Origin of the sequence: Bacillus sp. FSL H8-0534 (assembly GCF_038005885.1) — a bacterium.
Lineage (GTDB): Bacteria > Bacillota > Bacilli > Bacillales > Bacillaceae_G > Bacillus_A > Bacillus_A pseudomycoides.
The window spans coordinates 1,976,377-1,996,809 of sequence record NZ_JBBOUC010000001.1; the positions used below are offsets into that span (position 1 = coordinate 1,976,377).

The following is a 20,433-nucleotide window of genomic DNA, read 5'->3' on the forward strand; positions in this document are numbered from 1 at the left end:
CACAAACGCTCGTAAAACCGCTTACTATTTTCATAACATTCTTATTATATCACAAGCAAAAATTACGGTTTAGCTACTTTTGTCTTTTCTCCTTCTCGATTTGTTTGTGGATTGTACGGAACTACATAAAAGCTTGGTTTAGAGAATATGTTAATAAACTTTTCCTCATACTCACCAATCCCTTTTACCGTTCCAACGTGAATATGCTTCCCTTGTTCTACTTTATAGATTCTATATACAACTCGTTTATCGAGAAGTGGAGTCCAGTGTAATTTTGCAGTAAACAAGCTAAATGGACTAAAAGATAACTGTGCTTCCACGTTCTCAATTTTACTTAGGCGGATTGGTTTTCCAATTGTTTCGACACCTTTTGGCCGCTTGAAATTTGAATTATCTTGTACATTTGCCTTCGTTAAAATCTTTTTAAATAATTCTGTTGCAGATAGCTTTCCATCATAAAGTTGGTGTTCTTTATCCGTACGATCATACCCAATCCATACCGCGCCTACTAAACTCGGAGTATATCCAACAAACCAAATATCCCTAGCGCCTTCACTTTGATTAGGAAGTGACGTTGTACCCGTTTTCCCAGCTAATGCACCGTTATATACTCCCGCTCTCGCTGTTCCCTCTCTTACAACCCCTTCTAACATTTTTGTCATATACCATGCTGTTTGTTTTGAAAAAACTTTCGTTTCGTTTTTAGGTGATTCTCCAATCACCTTTCCGTGTCGATCGAGTACCTGTTCAATAACATGCGGCTCAATAATTTTTCCATTCGCTAAGAACGCACGGTACATCTTTACAAGTTCAAATGGAGAGACCCCTTCTTTAAGTCCGCCAAGTGCCGTACTTAAACCAGATTCTGCAATATGAATATTTCCCTTCTCTAAATATTGCTTCCCTTGCTCTACACCCATTTCATGTAATAAAGATACAGCCGGTACATTCGCCGATTCTAAGAGTGCATCATACATCGTTACTTCTTTTGAATACCTATGATTATAATTTCGTGGTTCATACCCTTCAAAAGATGTTTGCTCGTTTGTTAATAAAGAATACGGATTATATTTTTTCGTTTCCAGCGCTGGTGCATACACAATGAGCGGCTTTAAAACAGACCCTGGCTGTCTTTTCGCAAACACTCTATTAAATCCTCTTGGGACATACTCTCTTCCGCCAATTGCGGCTTTAATTCCTCCAGTTGCATTATCCATTAATAAAAAAGCACCTTGTGCCCCGTTTTCTTTACCTGGAAAATTTCGTGCATCTTGAAATTGATCATAAGCTACTTTTTGAATTTTTTCATCCATAGATACAATAAATGTATATCCTCCGCGAAGCACTTCTTGATGTGACAAACCATATAACTGTGCTGCTTCATCTACAACCATATCCACATACGGTATATAAGCAAGTTCTCGCTCATCTAAACTTTTATAAAGAGCAATTGTCTTTCCTTGGTAACGAACACTCTCCTCAGCTGATAAATATCCTTGTTTATGCATAAGAGATAAAACTAAATCACGGCGCTCTTTGTTCTTTTCTGGATATAAAAAGGGAGAATATCCATTCGGTGCTTTCGGAAGACCTGCAAGCATCGCCCCTTCTTCAACTGTTAATTTTTCTACATCTTTATTAAAATACAATTTCGCCGCTGCTTGAATCCCGTAAGCACCATGACCAAAATAAATATGATTCATATACATTTCAAGAAGCTGTTGCTTCGTATATTTATGTTCCAATTGAAGAGCGATTGCCACTTCTTTTAATTTACGTGTAAATGTTTTTTCATGAGTTAAAAAAACATTTTTAACTAACTGCTGCGTAATTGTACTTCCGCCTTCCACTTTCTCTCCTGCTAAAATGTCTTTATACAACGCGCGAAACACAGAAGGGTAATCGATTCCATAATGTTCATAAAATCTAGCGTCTTCTACAGCTATAAACGCCTCTGCTACATGTTTTGGAATTCGCTCAATTGGTACAAGCTCTCTATTTTCTACATATAACTTCGTAATTTCTTTTCCTCGCTGATCAACGATACGTGATGAAGAGTGGAAAACAAGCCGTTTTTCATCCATTATATAACCACCAGCTAACACAATCAGTTTATAGAATACAATCGCCACTACAAACACTGCTACGCCGCCCATTAGGCTCCACTTTATTTTCTTCATACATCGTCCTTCTTTCCAAATGATGGTATGTTTATTATTTGAAAAACGATTATCTTTATGTATATAATCTTCGAAGTTTTTTGTAAGAGTTGCTATAATGAAACTAAACTCATAAAGGGGGCATTACAATGAAAGCGATTATTTCATACGAAACACCTCTAGAACAACCACATTTCACTGCAAAGAATGATGAGAAAGATATGTTTTATAAAGAAAATACCGAGGAAACTGTAGAAGGATCACTTCAATATGACGTGCTAGATGCAGTCGGGGAATTTAAAGGACAACCTGGCTATATTGTGTGTAACAACATTTCTGTTACAGATGAAGGCCGTCCTGTTTTTGAAAATCGTTTTAAAAACCGTGCAGGACTGATTGAAAATGAGCCTGGTTTCCAAGCAATCCGCGTTCTTCGCCCATTAAGTAACGATACATACGTCATTATGACAATGTGGGAAAATGAACAAAACTTTAAAGATTGGACAGAGTCACGTTCTTTCGAAAATGCACATAAAAAACGCCCTGCACAAACAAATGCAGAGCCGCAAAAGAGCATTTTTTCAAGACCTTCTTTTGTGACTACTTTTGATGTGTTAGCTTAAACAAAAAAGCTGTAACTTCGATTGAGGAGAAGCTACAGCTTTTTTCTCTGTCTTCCACGAACTCATCGCTCTTTTATCTTGAAATACTTTCCACTTCATTTACGAATTGCTACATATTATCCCATGTCCCCAACATAAATTGCGGACTTCCTACTTTGAAGACCATATTCTATTAAGAACGGTATGATTGCTTTTGGATAAAGGTTTGTGTTTAAAAAGTCTTCTAGCGGCAACCATTCAAGTGCTAGTTGATCAGGATCAAATTCTGTCCCTTCCCCAAAAGAACGATCGTCATCCGGATACAGGCATTCAAAAAGATGAACAACGACATGAACATTACGATCCCACTCGGCATGTTCATGATTCTTTCCTATATACTCATCACTTACAAATAGCAATTCTCCTGCTTGTACTTTTAATCCAGTTTCCTCCAAACATTCTCTGACAACAGCTTCTTTTAAAGTTCCCCCCGGTTTTTGACCACCACCAGGTAGGATGTTCATAAAGTGAAACTTTAATCAGTGGGGTTTTTCTCCATCCCCCACGGATTATTAGTTGAACCAATCGGGCTTTTACGGACAGTTCATCTCCCACCTAACTTCCTTGCTTTCGCTGAATTTTGAGGTGGGAGTGTTACTGTCCGTTAATGCGGGATAAACTTGTTATAGTCATATTTCTTAATCGTTAATATTTGGTTGTCTCTAATTATAATCGCCTGCACTGAACTTCTAATTTTCACCTATCTCTTCCCCCTTTCACAATACTTGCGTCAAAAGCACTTCTATCTTAAAAATGACCATAAAATACATGCAATAACATACAAGAAACCCGAATAATAGAATTTTTGAATTATCCACTATCCGGGTTATATATCTAACTTTTTTATTTTTTCTTATACCATTCATGAATACGGGCTACATCCTCTTCACGCACATGCTTCAATTCATAATGACGTCCCGCAACACTGCAAGCTACTGCTACAATATACGTATACAATCTATCTTTTCGTTGAAAGTATGATTGCGTTTTTGTCATTGCTTGTACATGTCTTCTTTTCACAAATCCTGTATACTTTGCAATGCCCCTGTACACAAGCGTTAACTGATCAGATTTTATCGCATATCCACCCGTTTTATACTTGCCATATCCAAGAATCGTAAAGAACAAAAATAATGGCACTAATACAAATAAAGCACTATATTGCTGAAAATATACACTCGCTCCTATAATCGGTACTGCTACAGCTACAAAAATCATCCAACTCATAATGAGATAACGGCGTAATGCTGCTTTCGGTAAATGGACGATCTCCTCTTCCATTTCATAAGGCAAATCTAAATATGCCAGCAACTCTTGCACATCTTTTTTCTTCATGAGCGGGTGCAATATGACATTCATATTATTTGTATCTATGCTCTGAATGACTTCTACTTCAATAGAACAATACCCAAACGGTTGACGAAGGATTCCTTCTTTCATTGTCAATGCCTGAATCCGGTGCAGTTTTAACACAATCTCTTTCTTTTCAAGTAGCCCTTGTGAAATACGAATTTCATTTCCATTTCTCTGCACTGTAAAGTTCGCATGTTTTAAAGCATAACCAATTGTAGAAATGATCCATGAGATTACAATTAAAATAGCAACCATACATAACAAATCATACACACTATTGTCTTTCACATACGTTTCTACTTTTTCTATTAACCATTTCGGAAGAACGTTATCAAACTGTGTATAAAGGAAAATCAACCCAGAAAATAATAAACCGAACCGACCAGATGTAATAGATGCTAGCAAAATTTCTTTTGGCGTTAACTGATAGACAGTTGTATTTGTTTCTGACGGTAGGGTTTCCTCTTCTTTTAAAGTTTTCTTACTTTCTACTTTATTTAATAAGGCGATTAATTCTTTCGCTTGCTCTTCCTTAATTCCAGCTAACGTCACCTCTGGGTCCTTTCCGCCACCAGCCGTCTCAATTTTGAGCTTCGTTAACCCAAATAACTGATAGATGATATTTGAAGCTGTACTAATTGTTTGCACACGCTCTTTATTTAAATAGCTTTCTTTTTTGACAAATACCCCGTGTTTTATATGTAAAATATTATTTTCAATCCAATACACTTTAAAGTACCATTTCGCAAACGAAAATATGGCCAAAATCAACAAAAAACCTAGAATGAAAATGGGAAATAAGTACCAAGGCTCTACTTCATCTTTAGGACCAAATAAAACAATGATAATAAGGGGAAATAAAATAGAAATCCTTATATCAAATAATATAGTAATCGGATGTTGCCTCTTATACATCCTTATCACTCACTTTCGCAAGTTCCCCAATTTGTCGTTTCAACTGTTCTGCCTCTCTCTTTGTTAGTCCTGGAATACTATGAGAAGTCGCTGCCGTTGAAATTTGTAATTCTGCTAGTTCATATTTTCTCATAATCGGCCCTTGTTCAATCGTCACATGCTGAACACGAATCATTGGAACTAACACACGCTTTACAACAAACATCCCTTTTTGAATTTCAATCTCTTCTTCATCTAATCGATAGCTATAATAACGCTGACGTAGTTTCGGAAAGATAAAATAGTCTAGTGGCGTATATATAATCGTGGCAACGACCAATATACTAAACAACCAACCCCACCAATTAAACTTGATCATAAAAAAGAGATATGCTAAAACAATACTTACAAGTACCCCTGCACCAATTAATGTATGGATCTTCCACACCTTAACCATATTCGAATGAATTTCATTTTCTAATGGCTGCATTTGATCACTCCAAATTTAGAAATCTATTAAATATGTATACTTTGTAATATGCCATAATCATACAATACAAAACAAGGAAGAATAGACATTTTTTGTAAAAATAAAACTTGTTATTTTCTGAATATGTAGAATACAACCAACAATAGATTAGATTTACGTATTTTACTTTTCCAGTCATTGAATATTTCCCTGGATTTGAGTCAATATATTTATGATAGAACTGAACCTTTTAACTACATTACACTATTATTAATGTGCATATTAAATTATAAGTATGTAGTCAACCGTTGAAAGTAAACTTTTAATAATAGATAAAAATACTTTGTTATCCATATCATCCGTAAACATAAATATCCAATAAAGATATTTAATTACAAATATCTTTATTTAATTTATAATTATATTTAGAAAATAGAATAGGAAGGTCTTGGTGATATGTTAGGTATTGATGTTATAAAAACAACAGAGGAACTAATTATTAAATGGCAATTAGCAAAGGTTAGTATTCCATTAAATGAAATTATTGAAGTTACTGAAGATGATACTTATGCTGGTATTGAAAAAGCTGATGCGATTCGAATAGGAACAGCATATGGCACAAGTGATCGCATTTTAATTAAAACTAAAAAACAGAATTATATATTATTTACCACTAATAAGGTTTCAATTTTAAATAAAATAAACGCTTAATTACTTAATGATTTAACATGATTTTTTAGAAAAAAAGGCGACTAATGTAAAGTCGTCTTTTTTTCTTCTTATAATAAATATGAAAGTAAACCTCTTATTATTAGTTTACTTTCAAATCCTCTGATATCCTCAAAATCAACAATAAAAGTATACATTCAAAACAATATAAATAAAGGGATTAAATCCCATGCAAGCAAAAAAACGAGTATCTCATCACTATTGAGATACTCATCAAAGAAAGCATAAATTAACTAGTAGTATTTAGCTCCTTACTGTATTTCTTTACAAAAAACGCCATTATTAACGTAATAATTCCTATACTTAAACCAAGTAATTGATCTAACGAAATTACATCACGAAAAATCCAACGTATAATAAATCCCATACCAAATACTAATACAAGTAAAAAACCAAAATATCTTAGTCCTCCATATACGTCTTCCATACCCACACCCCTTTTAACTTCACAACTAAATTATACCATATTGTAGAATTCAAGTAAGGGTATCTAAATCAGTTCACATAACCCCACTTATCAGTAGCAAAAAAGAATTCAAAGATCGGATTCTTTTTTATTTTACTTATATATGACGGGACCCCTATATATGCTATAAAACAATAATCTGTGAAAATTGAATATTTTAATATTGAAAACTATGAATGTTTTTTTCACAACATAAACATTCATACAATAAAAAGGCACCTTTTTAACTTTACTTATTGTACACCATATTGAATATAACTCGCATCATAATAAATCCATTCATTTGTTCCTAAACAAAGCCAGCCATCTTGTTCACCCCATACTCGATACGCTTCTCCATGATGTAATTGACGTATAATATTCCCGCTTAGCGATGGTACATCTCGTAAATTCACGTTATCTCCAGTGATAGTAGCAACGTAATGTTTATACTGAATATAACTAGGATCATCGTAAACCCATTCATTGGTCCCTAAACAAAGCCAATTATTTTGTTCACCCCATACTACATACTCTTCTCCATGGTTCAATTGACGGATCACACTTGCTTGTAAAGATGGACCACTTCGTAAATTCACATTATTTCCATTAATGACAGCAATTCCATATACCGATGTTGCGTTGCCAGATGATGATCCACCATCCTTTAATGCATCTAAAGAAATAGCCGCTGATACATCACAATTCCCTACCCCTGAAATATAACCAGAATCTGTATATTGCCAAGCTGTCCATTTTGTCCACCCACCACAATCAACAGGTGGAGTATTGGAATATCTTGCAACCCAAAGTGGCACATCACTTAGTCCACTAATCCCAAATTCAGTGATATACCAAACACCTGTATATAACATTACATTTTTCCCAGTAGCTTGTTTCACATAATTAATAAAATCTCTTGCCCACTTGGATAGAAATGCTCCGGTTATGTTACTTGTATTTGAATTTGTTGGAGATTCAAAATCTAAAACTGGTATAAGATCCGTTTGATTTTCTTGTAAAATACTAACAAAATACTTCGCCTCGGAAATCGCATCATTTTGATCCGGGTGGGCAAAATGATAAGCTCCTATCAATACACCAGCACTTCTCGCTGCTTGTACATTTTGAACGAAAATAGGATCTGTATAACCCACACCTTCCGTTGCTTTCGCATACGCTGCTGGAATCCCTGAGGTTTTAACAGCATTCCAATCAATAGTCCCTTCCCAATGCGATACATCAATAAACTTAGTATCTGAACTTGATCTATTTTGCATACCATATTCTCCTATCAAAAATATTTTTCTTCCATATATGGTATGTACGATTTTAACGGACGGACACTATCACATTCTCATCAATTTTTCCTCAAGAATATCACAAAAAGAATCTTATTTTTTATCTCATTTCGAAAGTAAACTTTAGTATGTTAGTTTACAATTAATAAAAAAGTTTAATCAAAACCCAATTGGTTTTTTTGAAGTAATGAAATATCGCGTCTTTCTTCAAAACATCGTGACTTTATTTCAAACCCACACAAGAAAAATTAAATTACCTGTGCACTAAAAAGTATAGCGAACAGGTAATCTAGGTGTTTTGATGTTTGTTCCATTTTCAGAACTCACTTCACTAAGAGGGATGAGGCTGATTACGAGTGCCCTGCATCAATGTTTGTATTTTGAATCCCGATTTTTCCTGATTTAATCTTGCTCCGGAACAGTGCAAAGTATACAAGAGTTCCCGTTAAAAATAGTGTTCCGCCTACAATTGCTACTTCATGGAACATATCAGGGATGGTCAATATCCCCATTTCGAACACGAGCCATATTAAAGCACCGTACGTGACAGGTGCTCTCCATTTCCCTAAATTAAATGCCTCTGCGTCAGGTAAATCTTTTCTACGCAAATAGTAAGCCAAAACTGTTATGAAGTATAAAGCTGTAAGAACAACGGATGTTGATCCGACTAGCAAAGTCAAAGAATCAGAGAATAGGCTCGCTATAATATCGAGCACTAATACAAGCACAATTGCATTTACCGGTACGGATGTTCTTGGGTTTACCTTTTTAAAATAACGCGAAGCAAAAAACACATCATCCCGCGCCATTGCATAAATGATACGGGAAGCAGAAGCCATTCCGATTAAGCCACATGCGAAAATGGAAATGATAACAAGAAGCATAAACAAAGTGCCAATGAATTGGCCGAGCTTTGTTTTAATAATAAGTGGAAGCGGGTTGACAGAAGCTGTCACATCGGCTAAATCTGAAATGGAAATTGTAACAGTAAAAAGAAAAGCAAATCCAATGATACCGCCAATCAGCAATGCGAAAAATACAGCACGCGGTACATTTTTGCTCGCGTCAATTGTTTCTTCCGAAAGATTCGCCGCGGCTTCAAAGCCGACCATGGTCCACGACCCCATCAGCATAGCGATCACAAAGCCACCAAGGTACGTACCGCTTTTTTGCTCGCCAATATTTGTTAGCATATCCCAATTCGGAGTTGTGAATAGCGCAACGATAGCAAGAATGACAAGAATGCCTACCATACCGATTACTTCGGTATATACTGCAATGTCATTGAGACGGGAAGCCAGTTTTACGCCGAAAATGTTGAGGACAGCCTGTAGCAGTAAGGTTGCGAGTACAATATACAAAAGGGTCTTCCCACCGATATTCCAGCCGAACACATCCGCAATGAGTGGAGCCAGGCCAAAATCGACGGCAGGAATGACAATGACAAAAAAGCAAAATCCGAGCCAGCCGGAAAACCATCCTAATCCTTGATTTGCCAGCCGCGTCACCCATTGATACGAGTAGCCGCTGAGTGGCATCCTCCCTGCCAATTCAGCAATAACAAGAGCGACAAGCAAGTGACCTGCTAATACGATTGGCCACGTCCAAATACCTGCGGGCCCCGCATTGTTTAAAACAAACCCAAAATTCGTGAAAATGCCCGTTGTGATGGACATAAATGAAAACGCGACTGCAAAGGAGCTAAAAAATTTTAAAGACCTCTTTAACTCTTGCTTGTAGTGATATTGCTGCATGTTATTCGTTTCCTGCTTGACTTTTGTGTGCATAAAAAGCCTCCTTCCACTTTTCCTGTACGTTGTATATCTTCTTAGCTTGTTTCCATCCTTTCTCTTTTTTATTTTGAAAATTCAGTCTTCTTAGAGCGATTTCATTCACTCTCCTCTATTGCAAGTACCATACCAATTATACAATTTGCGTCATGCTTGGATTTTGCAAGCTTTTCACTGTTTAAAATGTTGCCCCAATATGAAATTTTGAATAGTTTATTCAAGATTTCATATTCCGTCGGGGACTGATTTTCTGTTTTAAAGATATACAAAAAAAGAAAAAGCTAGATCCAGACTAGCTTTTTTACATAATCAGCGTTATTGGTATTCAATTAAAACAAATACTACTACTCAACCATCTACAATTCCCATATAATTGAAATATCCTATGTATAGAGGTGAAATTATGGATTCTTCTTCGTTTTACTCTATTGTGATCATAGTTGCTGCGTTGGTCTTATGGCGTAGAATCAGGGCAATGCATCATCCTATTAAAGGAAACGGAACCCGTCTTCTCTTACCCATACTATTTTTGTTAATACCCTGCATTCCCATCATCTTAAATCCAAAAGCACATGCCGCTGGCTGGGAATGGATTTGTGCAGTTATCTTTGGGTGCCTTTTGTCAATTCCACTTATTTGGACCAATAACTATGAACTCCGATCCGATCAGCATATTTATGCTGTAAGAAACAAGAGCTTTATCATTACCTTTCTCATCATACTTATTATCCGATTTTTACTTCGTGATTATTTAAAATGGCTAGGTCCAGAAACAGAAGCAGCACTATTTATGACTGTAGCGCTGGGGTATATCTTACCTTGGAGAATTATCTCTTTCATCAAATTTCGTCAACTATACAAAAGTCGAATCCAAACTAACGACAACATTGACTTCCGATAACCCCACTTATCAGCAGTCAATGTATCTCGAAACCTATAAAAAAAGTCCCTACAGAATATCTGAAGGGGCTTTTTACTCACATAATCATCATTATCAATAACAAAGTAAGGCTCACTTTTTATCTATGACTCCTAAACAGAAGTAATCATTACCGTACCCGATAAACGAAATTATAGGTAGTTAGTTACACCATTCTTATTCATTTCATACAATATACATTGGTTAAATGACTACTCTTTTATAAAAGGAGGTGCAACAAATGATGCCTTATTCTGGTATGCCGTCTCAAATGTATTCGGGACGGATGGTGTCTACAGACAGTCAAATACCTCAAATGGTACCCAGTCCCTGTTGTTGCAAGGCAAACAGCTCGTAATCAAATTGAAATAACTTATGACCAGCCTACTGATTTAGAATCTGCAATAAATGTAAGAAATTACTGGATTAGAAATAATCTAGATAGACCAGCAGTTGGAGAGCTTGTGGAGATAAAAAAGTAAGTTCAGCTGATACCTCATGCAAAAAAACACCGTCTTTTCTGTTCGTTCCCTATAAAGATTCTACTCTTACAAACACAATTAACACAGTTCAAATAAATTGAACTGCGCTACTAAAGTTGTTTAATATTGTTTAACCTAATCCCATTTTGAACAATCGAATTACAGCATTTTATATATCTCAATTAAGTTATCGTCAGGGTCACGAAAATGTGCAACACGCGCTCGCCATTCCTCACGATCATGCGGTTCATTAACAAATTCAATTCCTTTTTCTTTGAAACGGTTATAAGTCTGATCGACATCTTCAACTTCAAATTGAAGCAAGAATTTTGATTGGGACCCAGCTTCTAAAGGCTTATTTCCTTCTCCGACCAATTCGGCCATCACGTTTCGAGATACAAGCTCAATTTTCGTTTCTCCATTATTGAAAAGCGCATATTCCATGTTTTCCTCGTACCAACTCACTGGAAATTCCAATAGATCTCTGTAAAACACGGCACTTTCCTTAAAATCTTTGACCAAAAGTCTTATTTGCAACAACTTCAAATCAATCATCTCCTAAAAAATACTATTGAAGAGCCAACACCATCGTCATTCATTGAACATTTCGTTACTGATTCCAATATCCCTTCATGTTTCATGTAATTATCCTGCTGTGTTATCTGTATAACAAATGAAACAACATTGTTATCATTCAACACTTTCTATCGTGATACAGAAAGAATATTCTCTATATGGTTAAGTTTTGAGATTAAAGCTTTAGAAAATAGAATAAGGAAGCACTCTTCATCAATTAAAGTTGCTTCCTACCTTCCAATGTACTATCAAATGCAGTTGTCTAGAACTACAATATATATTCGTTAAGATTAGACTTCTTAAGTGTAGCCCCAATAGTCGCTACTATCGTGAAAATTGAATCACTATATATTCTATGTTTAACTAGTTTTATTGATATGTAATATTAAATATTTATTTTGGTTTTGCAACGCCCTCTACGTGAATACATGTACTTTTTCATACGGATATTACTCACCTTTATAGGCTCATCATATCCGTATGTCTAAGCAAATGTATTAAAGTTTTTGTACCAAAAGATACAGTTTAACGTTTGATGGCTTTTAAAATGTCCTGGTATTTCCATGATTTCGAGCTACCTGACTGGATTTTATTTGCTAATTCATTCGTGTAATTTGTTGTTGCTGCCGCAAATTTATTACGATCCCACTGGTGATCTTGAGCGATTTGTGCATCAGACAGATTATAGTATGAATAAGTTACTCGTCCTTGCACATCTGGAATTGGATCATCAAAAGTTGTATCAAGATGGTACCATTTCCCTTCAATTTTCACTTGATTCCAAGCATGTGGTTGTCCATTTCCAGTTCCTGTTACAATATGATTTTCTATTCCAGCCTCTTTTAACAATTGATATGTTAATAATGCATATCCTTGACAGACAGCAGAACGGTTTGCTAAAGCTTCATACGCTGTATAAGCTTGGAAAGAAGTATCATAAGAGACATGTTTTACAACATAATCATGAATTGCTTTTACTTTCTCGTGTTCATCCATACCAGCTTGAACAATGGAATTGATAATTGATTTCGCTTGTGTCTTTACATAGTTCGTTTGTTCTTTGGATTCACGGTATGTAATCTTTAATGTAAACGTGTAATTTCCTGGAATACCACGAATAGAGTATTGCGTATTTGCGATATTATAATTTAAGTATTCGTTAGATTCGACTGCCTTGTCGTATTCTTTAACAAGTGTATCCATAACTTCATTAATATTAGAGTTTTTGGATTTGTATGTCATTGTTATATTTTCTTCTTGATTATTAATATGCTTTTTTATTTCATTTTGAAATGCGTCTAATAGTTGCCCGTCAGGTCGTGAAACGTTATTTGCATTTTCAGCGTTTGGATTCCAAACACCATTACTTTCAAAGTAATACTTTTTACCATTATCTTGGATCCAGCCTGTTTGCATTGCTCCGCTTCCACTAAAGTAGTACCATGCTCCATTAATTGACTGCCAACCTGTTTGCATTGCTCCACTTCCGTTGAAGTAATACCATGCTCCATTAATTGACTGCCAATTTGTTTGCATTGCTCCACTTCCGTTGAAGTAGTACCATGCTCCATTAATTGACTGCCAATCTGTTTGCATTACTCCACTTCCGTTGAAGTAGTACCATGCCCCATTAATTGACTGCCAATCTGCTTGCATTGCTCCACTTCCGTTGAAGTAGTACCATGCCCCATTAATTGACTGCCAACCTGTTTGCATTGCTCCACTTCCGTTGAAGTAGTACCATGCTCCATTAATTGACTGCCAACCTGTTTGCATTGCTCCGCTTCCGTTGAAGTAGTACCATGCTCCATTAATTGACTGCCAACCTGTTTGCTTCGCGCCGTTTACATTGTAGTAATTCCATACCGATCCAGTTTGTTTCCACCCTGTATCAGCACTTGCATAAGTAGCTACTGTTGACCCCATAACTGTTAGACCAACTGCCATAGCTAACATTTTGATGTTTTGTTTCATAAATTCATATTTCCCTTCTGTTGACCTATTTATCTATCAAGCATTAACAGTGAGGGCGTTGCAAAACTAAAATAAATATTCAATATTATAAGTTTTTCGTTTTCATAGACAATATTAGCGACTAAACAACAAGATTTGAAGTGTACAATTATAATATTATAACAAAAATTCCAATCATTTTTCATGCGATATTGCATAAAAACGATTGGAAAGAAAATAGAGGTTGCCATTCACTTGTTTGTCTATCAATTAACTGTCCTGCTGTTTTATTCGCATAACAAATGAAACAACATTATTATCATTCAACACTTTCTATCGTAATACAGAAAGAATAGTATTTTTTCGTTTTTTGGGTAATGATTTGCCTTAACTTGATGAATCCCTTTTTTACATATAAGTCGCTGCTATGAAAAACAATATGGACTTGCACTCGTTTTCTCTCTCTGGTTTCACTTGGCATGGAGAAAAAAAGAGCTGACCGCTTCTACCCATGATCGAATCCTCTCTCTTACCCAAAAAGAATGGTTTTCTATCAGTTTTTCATTTTATATAATTTTGATTTCCAACATATAAATTACGGTTATGAAAACAAAAGCAGATCTCCACTCATTTTCTCCTTTTGTTTTCACTTGGCATGGGGCTAAAAAAGGATCTGACCGCTTCTACGCATGGCCAGATCCTCTATTCCCCCTCTAAAAAGAAAAGGTTTGTCTTTTTTCTATTTAGGTTTCTACTTATTCTTATACCAATCTAACATACACTCTGCATCTTCTAAACGCGTATGCTCTAATTTATAATTTGTGGATGCACTAGAGAAAGTCTGCGAACATAAATGCGCTCCACGCTGAAAATAAGATTGCGTTTTCTCGATTGATTGTACATGTCTTCTTCTTACTAAACCTGTATATTTAGCAATGTTACGATACACCATCGTTAACTGTTCTCCTTCTACTCTATAGCCACCTGCACGGAATGTCGCATATCCGAGTGACAAAAGTAATCCAAACAAAGGTAACAGTGTCCAAATCACAAAATATTTTTCAAAATATACACTTGCGCCTGTAATCGGAACTGCTAATATACAAAAGAAAAGAAAACTCTCTAATAAATAGCGGCGCAGTGCCGTTTTTGGCAAGGCTGTAACATTTTGATTTAGTTCATATGGCAACTGCAAATGAGCAAGCAATTCTGCGACGCGGTCTTTCCGAATGACCGGATGAAGCGTAACATTCTCCTCACCTTTTTCATCGTTTTGAATCACTTCTACATGCACAGAGCAGTAACCAAATGGTTGACGGAATATCCCTTCTTTTATCGTGATTCCTTGAATACGGTGCAGCTTTAACACAAGTTCTTTTCTTTCTAGAAGTCCTTGTGAAATGCGAACTTCATCATTTTTCCGATGCACGGTGAAGTTCGCGTGCTTTAAGGCGTAACCAAATGTGGATACAATCCAAGAAACAACAAGTAAGACCGCAACCATATAAATCCAGCCATACACATCATGATCCATCACATATGTTTCTACTCTTTCTTTCATCCATTTCGGGATATATTCATCTACTTGGGAGTAAATAAAGAATAATAAAGAGAACAACAAACCAAATTGACCAGATGTAACGGATGCTAATAAAATCTCTTTCCAAGTCAACTTATATTCCGTCCGATTTTCTTCTGTCAAACTAGCATTTACAGTATCCTCTTCTATTTCTGTATGTTCCTCTGCCCGTTCATTTAACATTGTAATTAATGTTTTTGCTTCGTCAGCTGTAATACCAGCTAAGCTAACCTCAGGCTCACCACCACCGCCAGCTGTTTCAATTTTGAGCTTCGTTAAACCTAATATTTGATATAACATACTTGAACTTGTATTAATCGTCTGTACGCGCTCTTTATTCAAGTAACTTTCTTTTTTCACAAATAGTCCTTGTTTAATGTGCAGTACATTATTTTCGATCCAATATAATTTATAGTACCACTCAACAATAACAGAGATAACTGAAATCACTAAGAAACCTATCGGTACTAAATACCAAAATGGAAATTTTCCTTTTAAACTAAACAGAAAAATAATAAATGGTATAAAGTCTGTAATCTTTAATTCAAGTAACATTGTGATTGGATGCTGCCTCTTATACATCCTCATCACTCACCTTCGCAAGTTCTCCAATTTGTCGTTTCAATTGTTCTGCTTCTCTCATCTTTAAACCTGGAATACTATGAGAAGTAGCGGCAGTTGAAATTTGTAATTCTGCTAAATCATATTTTCTCATAATTGGACCTTGCTCAATTGTAACGTGTTGCACGCGAATCATCGGAACTAATACACGCTTAACCGTAAACATTCCGTGCTGAATTTCTAATTCTTCTTCATTTAACCGATAGCTGTAATAACGCTGACGTAATTTCGGAAATATAAAGTAGTCAAACGGTGTATACACAACCGTCAATCCAATAAGTACATAAAACAGCCAAGCCCACCAATTAAATTTAATCATGAAAAAGAGATAAGCAAGGATTACTAATACACTTATGCCTAGTTCAATTAAAACACGAGCTTTCCAAACTCTGACCATATCAGGATGAATTTCATTTTCCAATGGCTGCATCTAATCACTCCAAATTTAGTAATCTAATATACGAATTCTCTCATTTACTATTTTACAGAAAATTACATGGAAATAGAAATGTTTTTATTATAATTCTTTCTTTTCATCATCTTTCTTCTCCGGGATGAAATAACCGAACCAAATAAACCAAATGAGGCTAATCAATGCCGTCCAGTCCTTTTCGCCTTGAAACGCATCAATTACATTCGGAAACTTATAAACTCCAATTAACCCAAGAAAACCAAGCCACCAGTCTTTTCGAAATTTCATCTTTTCCTTCTCCCCTCTACCGATTCATTGATTCTATCTATTTTCGATTCCCAATATCCACATCTCGGCTATGAAAACAAAAGAAGACCTGCACTCATTTTCTCTTTTTATTTTCACTTGTTGTAAAACAAAACATAGTCCCGTCTTCACTTGATTGTAACGTATATTTTATATTGAGCATTCTAGATATATCCTGAATGATTTTTAATCCTAACCCCGCTCTTTTACGATTCATATCGAAACCAATTCCATTATCCTTAATAGAAACAACCTTATTTTCAATGGTTATCTCAAGTTTTTTAGCTTTTGAATGTTTTAACGTGTTCTGGAAAATGTTATCAAATAACCTTTGAATCCATAAATCGTTACTCGTCCATATTAAATCCTTATTTATTGGATTATATATTAATTCAATATCATGAATACTATACAAATAGTCCCACTTTTTAACCATATCTTCTAATAAATCGTGTATATTCACCTCATGATTTAAAACATAAGAACTCTCTAATGTATCAGTGGATTGTAAATTAAATTCATTGGTTAATTCTGCAATATACTGTATTTGTTGATATAACGATTCTAGTATTGGTGCTTGATCATTATATTGACCTTCTAAGTAGAATAATTGTAACCTAACAGCTGTTAAAGGTGTATTAATATCATGTCTTAATTTATTTAAAAGTTCCTTTTTTATTTCCTCTTGCTGTTTAAGTTCTAATTCTCGATATGTAGTTCTTTCAATTAATAAATTTACCGCCCTGACGAGTTCCCCTATTTCATCGTCGTTTTTAACATCTAATTTATTCGGAACTTTTTCATCACTAGCTAAATTTCGAATGGTTTTATTCAATATATTTATTTTATTTAATAGTGAATTAATGGATTTCGAAAATAAAAAGGCTAACAATAATAACGATAAAAAAAAGACGCCTAGCATAGTAGGATATGCAAAAGATTCATGAAATGGAATATTATTATTTTTCGTTTTAAAGGCAAGATTATAAATGACTGACATAAAGATACTAATCAACAGTAATAAAAACGGTACGCTTATAACAGCAGAAAATAATAATAACTGGTATTTTTTCTTTAATTTCATTTCTTTATATAGGTATTTAATCTATACCCTTCTCCATATATATTTTGAATAATTTCACCCGTGTTATCATTGATTTTTGTTCTTACTTTTTTTATGTGCACATTCACGATATTTTGATTTCTATCTTCGAGTTGCCATAAATAATCAAAGAAATGTTCTTTCGTTAAAATACGATTCCTATTTTCATATAAATAGAAAAATATTTTACGCTCAATCGCAGTAAACTCAACTTCATTATGTAAGTTATTGTTGAAAACTTTTTTATGCTCAGCATCAATATATAAATGTTTGATTTGTGTAAAAGTACCATATCGATTATCTAGCATTTTCTGCATTCTTAGTAATAGTTCTCTAGGATCAAAAGGCTTTATCATATAATCCTCTCCGATTGTTAAACCTTGGAGTTTGCTGTCCATATCACTTCGAGCAGATAGAAAAATAATTGGAATATTTAATCCTAGATTTTTTATTTTCTTTGTAATTTGATAGCCATCTTCACCTGGCAACATAATATCCATTATGACTAAATCTATCTCGTGGATGATATCAATAACTTCTTTTCCTTCTTTCTTCCAACATACATAATACCCTTCGCGTTGCAAAATCTTTTGTAATACATCTCCAATCATTAAATCGTCTTCAACAATTAAAATTTTATATCCCTTCATCACATAGACCTTCCATTTTCAAAATAAGAATCTCTTAATGTTTTTCTACTTTTTTATTGATAAAATCCATGGCAAGATTATATATCTCATCAGGCTCATATAAATAAATGCTGTGTGTACCTTGAATTTTTATTACATCTGCTATCAATAGTTGCTCTGCAAACTCCTCATAATCTTTGTTTTTTTGTTTTGTATATTTCGAATTTTTATTTTGTTCAGCGATCGCAGCTAAAAATAAAATAGGTGTTTCTTTTGGTATCGGTAGGTTAACTGATTTTTTACCATTATTGTAACTCTGTAAAAGCTCTTGCTCCATATCATTATTAAAAAATTGTTTATATGATAGTGCTTTATACATTTCTTTTTCATGTTCAGTTAAAAAAGATTGCCGGATCACCTCGGGATTATACGTAACAGAAGGAAAAAGACGATGTACACCCATTTTCGTTAACAGATTGAATCCTCTTACTTTTAATGAATCCACTAGGTTCATTTTATGAGTTACGTATTGCTTCGGTAAACCAATATCTAAAGCAATAATTCCCTTCACTTCATTTGGATACTTTTGTGTCCAGTAAATTGCTTCGATACCCGAGATAGAGTGTGGCACTAATATATACGGAGGTTTATTTCCACTTTGTATGAGCGCTTCTCTACTTTGTTCTAACATCGTATCAATATCTCTATCATCGTGAAAAGCATCACTGTATCCATAACCGGCTCTTTCAATAACCGCAATCTTGTTTTCTTTTGAAAACTTGCTATATAGTCCTTTCAGTTCATAAGCAGGAGCAGCTATCCCAGATCCAGACATAAATACATATGTATCCTCACCGCTCCCTTCCTTGTATACATTGATTTTTTTATTATTAAAATTGACTAATGTTCCCTCACTTTTGATTAATGACGATTCTTTACTTAATTGATAATTATGGTATATAAAAACAGATAGTAACACCAGTAAGATAACCGTAATCGACACAATACATATATTCTTTAATACTTCACATAATTTTCTCATAGAATTCTCCTTTCAAGCTATATTGAAAGGATACGATACAAAAATAAATTTCTAATAAATTTTTCTAAATAGAAATCATTTGTTTGTAAAGGAATAATAAACGCCTTTAATTTTAAGCCTTCCAGTCAATGACTGTTGGCAAGCTTTTAAAGTTGTTTCTGTAATGTTTAAAGAAATGAAAGTATCATTTTAATGAACTACATGCTTCTGATTTAAAACTTTAATTTATAACGAATTACCTATCAATTTCGACAGGTTTTTTATTGTTTTAGAAGGAATATTATGGTTAATGCCGAATACTCCTGTTTAATAAATTATATAGAGAGATTTTAAAACAAATATAGTGAATAGTGTGCAGTTGAAACTCTAAAAGTGTATGAAGCTAGTTTTCATGTAGACTCTTATATTAAATCTGATGCTCTTTTAGCCCCAAAAGAAATTGCATAGTAACGAACTAAGACAATGAAATTTAATTCTGATATTACAGGGATTGCAGAATTTTTAAAGGAGACATATATATGGGATATATTATGGATTTGCGTAATTTGGTTGGAAGTAGACCTTTAATTATGGTCGGGGCGTGTGTCCTTGTTATAGATCATGAGCAGCGAGTTTTATTACAACTTCGAAAAGATAATGGATGTTGGGGACTGATTGGCGGTTCTATGGAGTTAGGAGAAACACTTGAACAAGTAGCTCATAGAGAATTGTTTGAGGAAACAGGACTAACGGCTGAGAATCTGAAATTAATTCATACATATTCAGGGGAAGCTTTTTATTATCAATATCCTCATGGTGATGAAGTCTATAATGTTGTGACGGCTTTTGAATGTAAAGAATATAACGGTCATTTAAGTCATGATAAGAATGAGGCAACAGACCTTCAATTTTTCTCTTTATATGACTTGCCAAAAAATATAAGCCCACCAGATAGACCTGTACTCGAAGATTATAAATTAAAATACTCATACCATCACTCACTTCAAAGCAATCTATAAATAGCGTAACAC

19 protein-coding genes are annotated in these 20,433 nt (G+C 34.6%); 4 read left to right on the plus strand and 15 right to left on the minus strand.

Going from position 1 to position 20,433, the window contains the following annotated elements:
- Positions 1–62: 62 nt before the first annotated feature.
- Positions 63–2,180 (minus strand): transglycosylase domain-containing protein, encoded by a 2,118-nt coding sequence (locus MHH71_RS10280; protein WP_029427581.1) that lies wholly within the window; start codon positions 2,178–2,180, stop codon positions 63–65.
- Positions 2,181–2,308: 128 nt separating this feature from the next.
- Between MHH71_RS10280 and MHH71_RS10285 the strand changes: the two genes are divergently transcribed.
- On the plus strand, positions 2,309–2,782 hold the full coding sequence (locus tag MHH71_RS10285) for an antibiotic biosynthesis monooxygenase family protein (protein ID WP_006093868.1): 474 nt from the start codon (positions 2,309–2,311) through the stop codon (positions 2,780–2,782).
- A gap of 116 nt (positions 2,783–2,898) precedes the next feature.
- Here the strand turns inward: MHH71_RS10285 and MHH71_RS10290 are convergent, their stop codons facing one another.
- The 3 genes from MHH71_RS10290 to MHH71_RS10300 all read right to left on the minus strand — a co-directional run bounded on the left by MHH71_RS10290 (position 2,899) and on the right by MHH71_RS10300 (position 5,558).
- Positions 2,899–3,285, minus strand: a complete 387-nt coding sequence (locus MHH71_RS10290) for an NUDIX domain-containing protein (RefSeq protein WP_006093867.1) — start codon at positions 3,283–3,285, stop codon at positions 2,899–2,901.
- Positions 3,286–3,664: 379 nt separating this feature from the next.
- Positions 3,665–5,089, minus strand: a complete 1,425-nt coding sequence (locus MHH71_RS10295) for a PH domain-containing protein (protein WP_033798707.1) — start codon at positions 5,087–5,089, stop codon at positions 3,665–3,667.
- A complete protein-coding gene (locus MHH71_RS10300; RefSeq protein WP_006093865.1) occupies positions 5,082–5,558 on the minus strand; it encodes a PH domain-containing protein in 477 nt (158 codons plus the stop codon). The genes MHH71_RS10295 and MHH71_RS10300 overlap by 8 nt, the downstream gene beginning before the upstream one ends.
- 435 nt (positions 5,559–5,993) lie before the next feature.
- On the opposite strand from MHH71_RS10300, the gene MHH71_RS10305 reads away from it, so the two are divergent.
- Entirely contained in the window at positions 5,994–6,248 is a 255-nt protein-coding gene (locus tag MHH71_RS10305) for a SunI/YnzG family protein (protein WP_006093864.1), read from the plus strand.
- A gap of 247 nt (positions 6,249–6,495) precedes the next feature.
- On the opposite strand, the gene MHH71_RS10310 is transcribed toward MHH71_RS10305, so the two are convergent.
- From MHH71_RS10310 to MHH71_RS10320, 3 genes are all read right to left on the minus strand, one after another.
- Positions 6,496–6,693, minus strand: a complete 198-nt coding sequence (locus tag MHH71_RS10310) for a hypothetical protein (protein ID WP_018766616.1) — start codon at positions 6,691–6,693, stop codon at positions 6,496–6,498.
- 272 nt (positions 6,694–6,965) lie between these two features.
- Positions 6,966–7,991, minus strand: coding sequence for a GH25 family lysozyme (locus MHH71_RS10315; RefSeq protein ID WP_033798706.1), 1,026 nt, complete (start codon positions 7,989–7,991; stop codon positions 6,966–6,968).
- 371 nt (positions 7,992–8,362) lie between these two features.
- Complete coding sequence (locus MHH71_RS10320; protein WP_033798705.1) at positions 8,363–9,799, minus strand: amino acid permease; 1,437 nt, start codon at positions 9,797–9,799, stop codon at positions 8,363–8,365.
- A 406-nt stretch (positions 9,800–10,205) separates the two neighbouring features.
- Here MHH71_RS10320 and MHH71_RS10325 point away from each other — a divergent pair, with 406 nt between their 5' ends.
- Positions 10,206–10,703 (plus strand): CcdC protein domain-containing protein, encoded by a 498-nt coding sequence (locus tag MHH71_RS10325; RefSeq protein ID WP_033798704.1) that lies wholly within the window; start codon positions 10,206–10,208, stop codon positions 10,701–10,703.
- A 659-nt stretch (positions 10,704–11,362) separates the two neighbouring features.
- Here MHH71_RS10325 and MHH71_RS10330 read toward each other — a convergent pair.
- The 8 genes from MHH71_RS10330 to MHH71_RS10365 all read right to left on the minus strand — a co-directional run bounded on the left by MHH71_RS10330 (position 11,363) and on the right by MHH71_RS10365 (position 19,423).
- Positions 11,363–11,749, minus strand: coding sequence for a VOC family protein (locus MHH71_RS10330; protein ID WP_033798703.1), 387 nt, complete (start codon positions 11,747–11,749; stop codon positions 11,363–11,365).
- 555 nt (positions 11,750–12,304) lie between these two features.
- The gene (locus tag MHH71_RS10335) at positions 12,305–13,753 is read right to left on the minus strand and encodes a transglutaminase domain-containing protein (protein ID WP_327806492.1); all 1,449 of its coding nucleotides are present in this window, start codon (positions 13,751–13,753) and stop codon (positions 12,305–12,307) included.
- A gap of 730 nt (positions 13,754–14,483) precedes the next feature.
- Positions 14,484–15,893 (minus strand): PH domain-containing protein, encoded by a 1,410-nt coding sequence (locus tag MHH71_RS10340; protein ID WP_033798702.1) that lies wholly within the window; start codon positions 15,891–15,893, stop codon positions 14,484–14,486.
- Complete coding sequence (locus MHH71_RS10345; protein ID WP_003195753.1) at positions 15,886–16,362, minus strand: PH domain-containing protein; 477 nt, start codon at positions 16,360–16,362, stop codon at positions 15,886–15,888. The genes MHH71_RS10340 and MHH71_RS10345 overlap by 8 nt, the downstream gene beginning before the upstream one ends.
- An 87-nt stretch (positions 16,363–16,449) precedes the next feature.
- Positions 16,450–16,632, minus strand: a complete 183-nt coding sequence (locus tag MHH71_RS10350; RefSeq protein ID WP_006093855.1) for a hypothetical protein — start codon at positions 16,630–16,632, stop codon at positions 16,450–16,452.
- A 94-nt stretch (positions 16,633–16,726) separates the two neighbouring features.
- A complete protein-coding gene (locus MHH71_RS10355; protein WP_033798701.1) occupies positions 16,727–17,734 on the minus strand; it encodes a sensor histidine kinase in 1,008 nt (335 codons plus the stop codon).
- Positions 17,731–18,402: a response regulator transcription factor gene (locus MHH71_RS10360; protein ID WP_006093853.1), complete on the minus strand. Its 672-nt coding sequence runs from the start codon at positions 18,400–18,402 to the stop codon at positions 17,731–17,733. Before MHH71_RS10360 ends, MHH71_RS10355 begins: the two co-directional genes overlap by 4 nt.
- A gap of 34 nt (positions 18,403–18,436) precedes the next feature.
- Positions 18,437–19,423, minus strand: a complete 987-nt coding sequence (locus MHH71_RS10365; RefSeq protein ID WP_033798700.1) for an alpha/beta fold hydrolase — start codon at positions 19,421–19,423, stop codon at positions 18,437–18,439.
- Positions 19,424–19,941: 518 nt separating this feature from the next.
- Between MHH71_RS10365 and MHH71_RS10370 the strand changes: the two genes are divergently transcribed.
- Complete coding sequence (locus MHH71_RS10370) at positions 19,942–20,421, plus strand: NUDIX hydrolase (RefSeq protein WP_006093851.1); 480 nt, start codon at positions 19,942–19,944, stop codon at positions 20,419–20,421.
- The last annotated feature ends 12 nt before the right edge of the window (positions 20,422–20,433 follow it).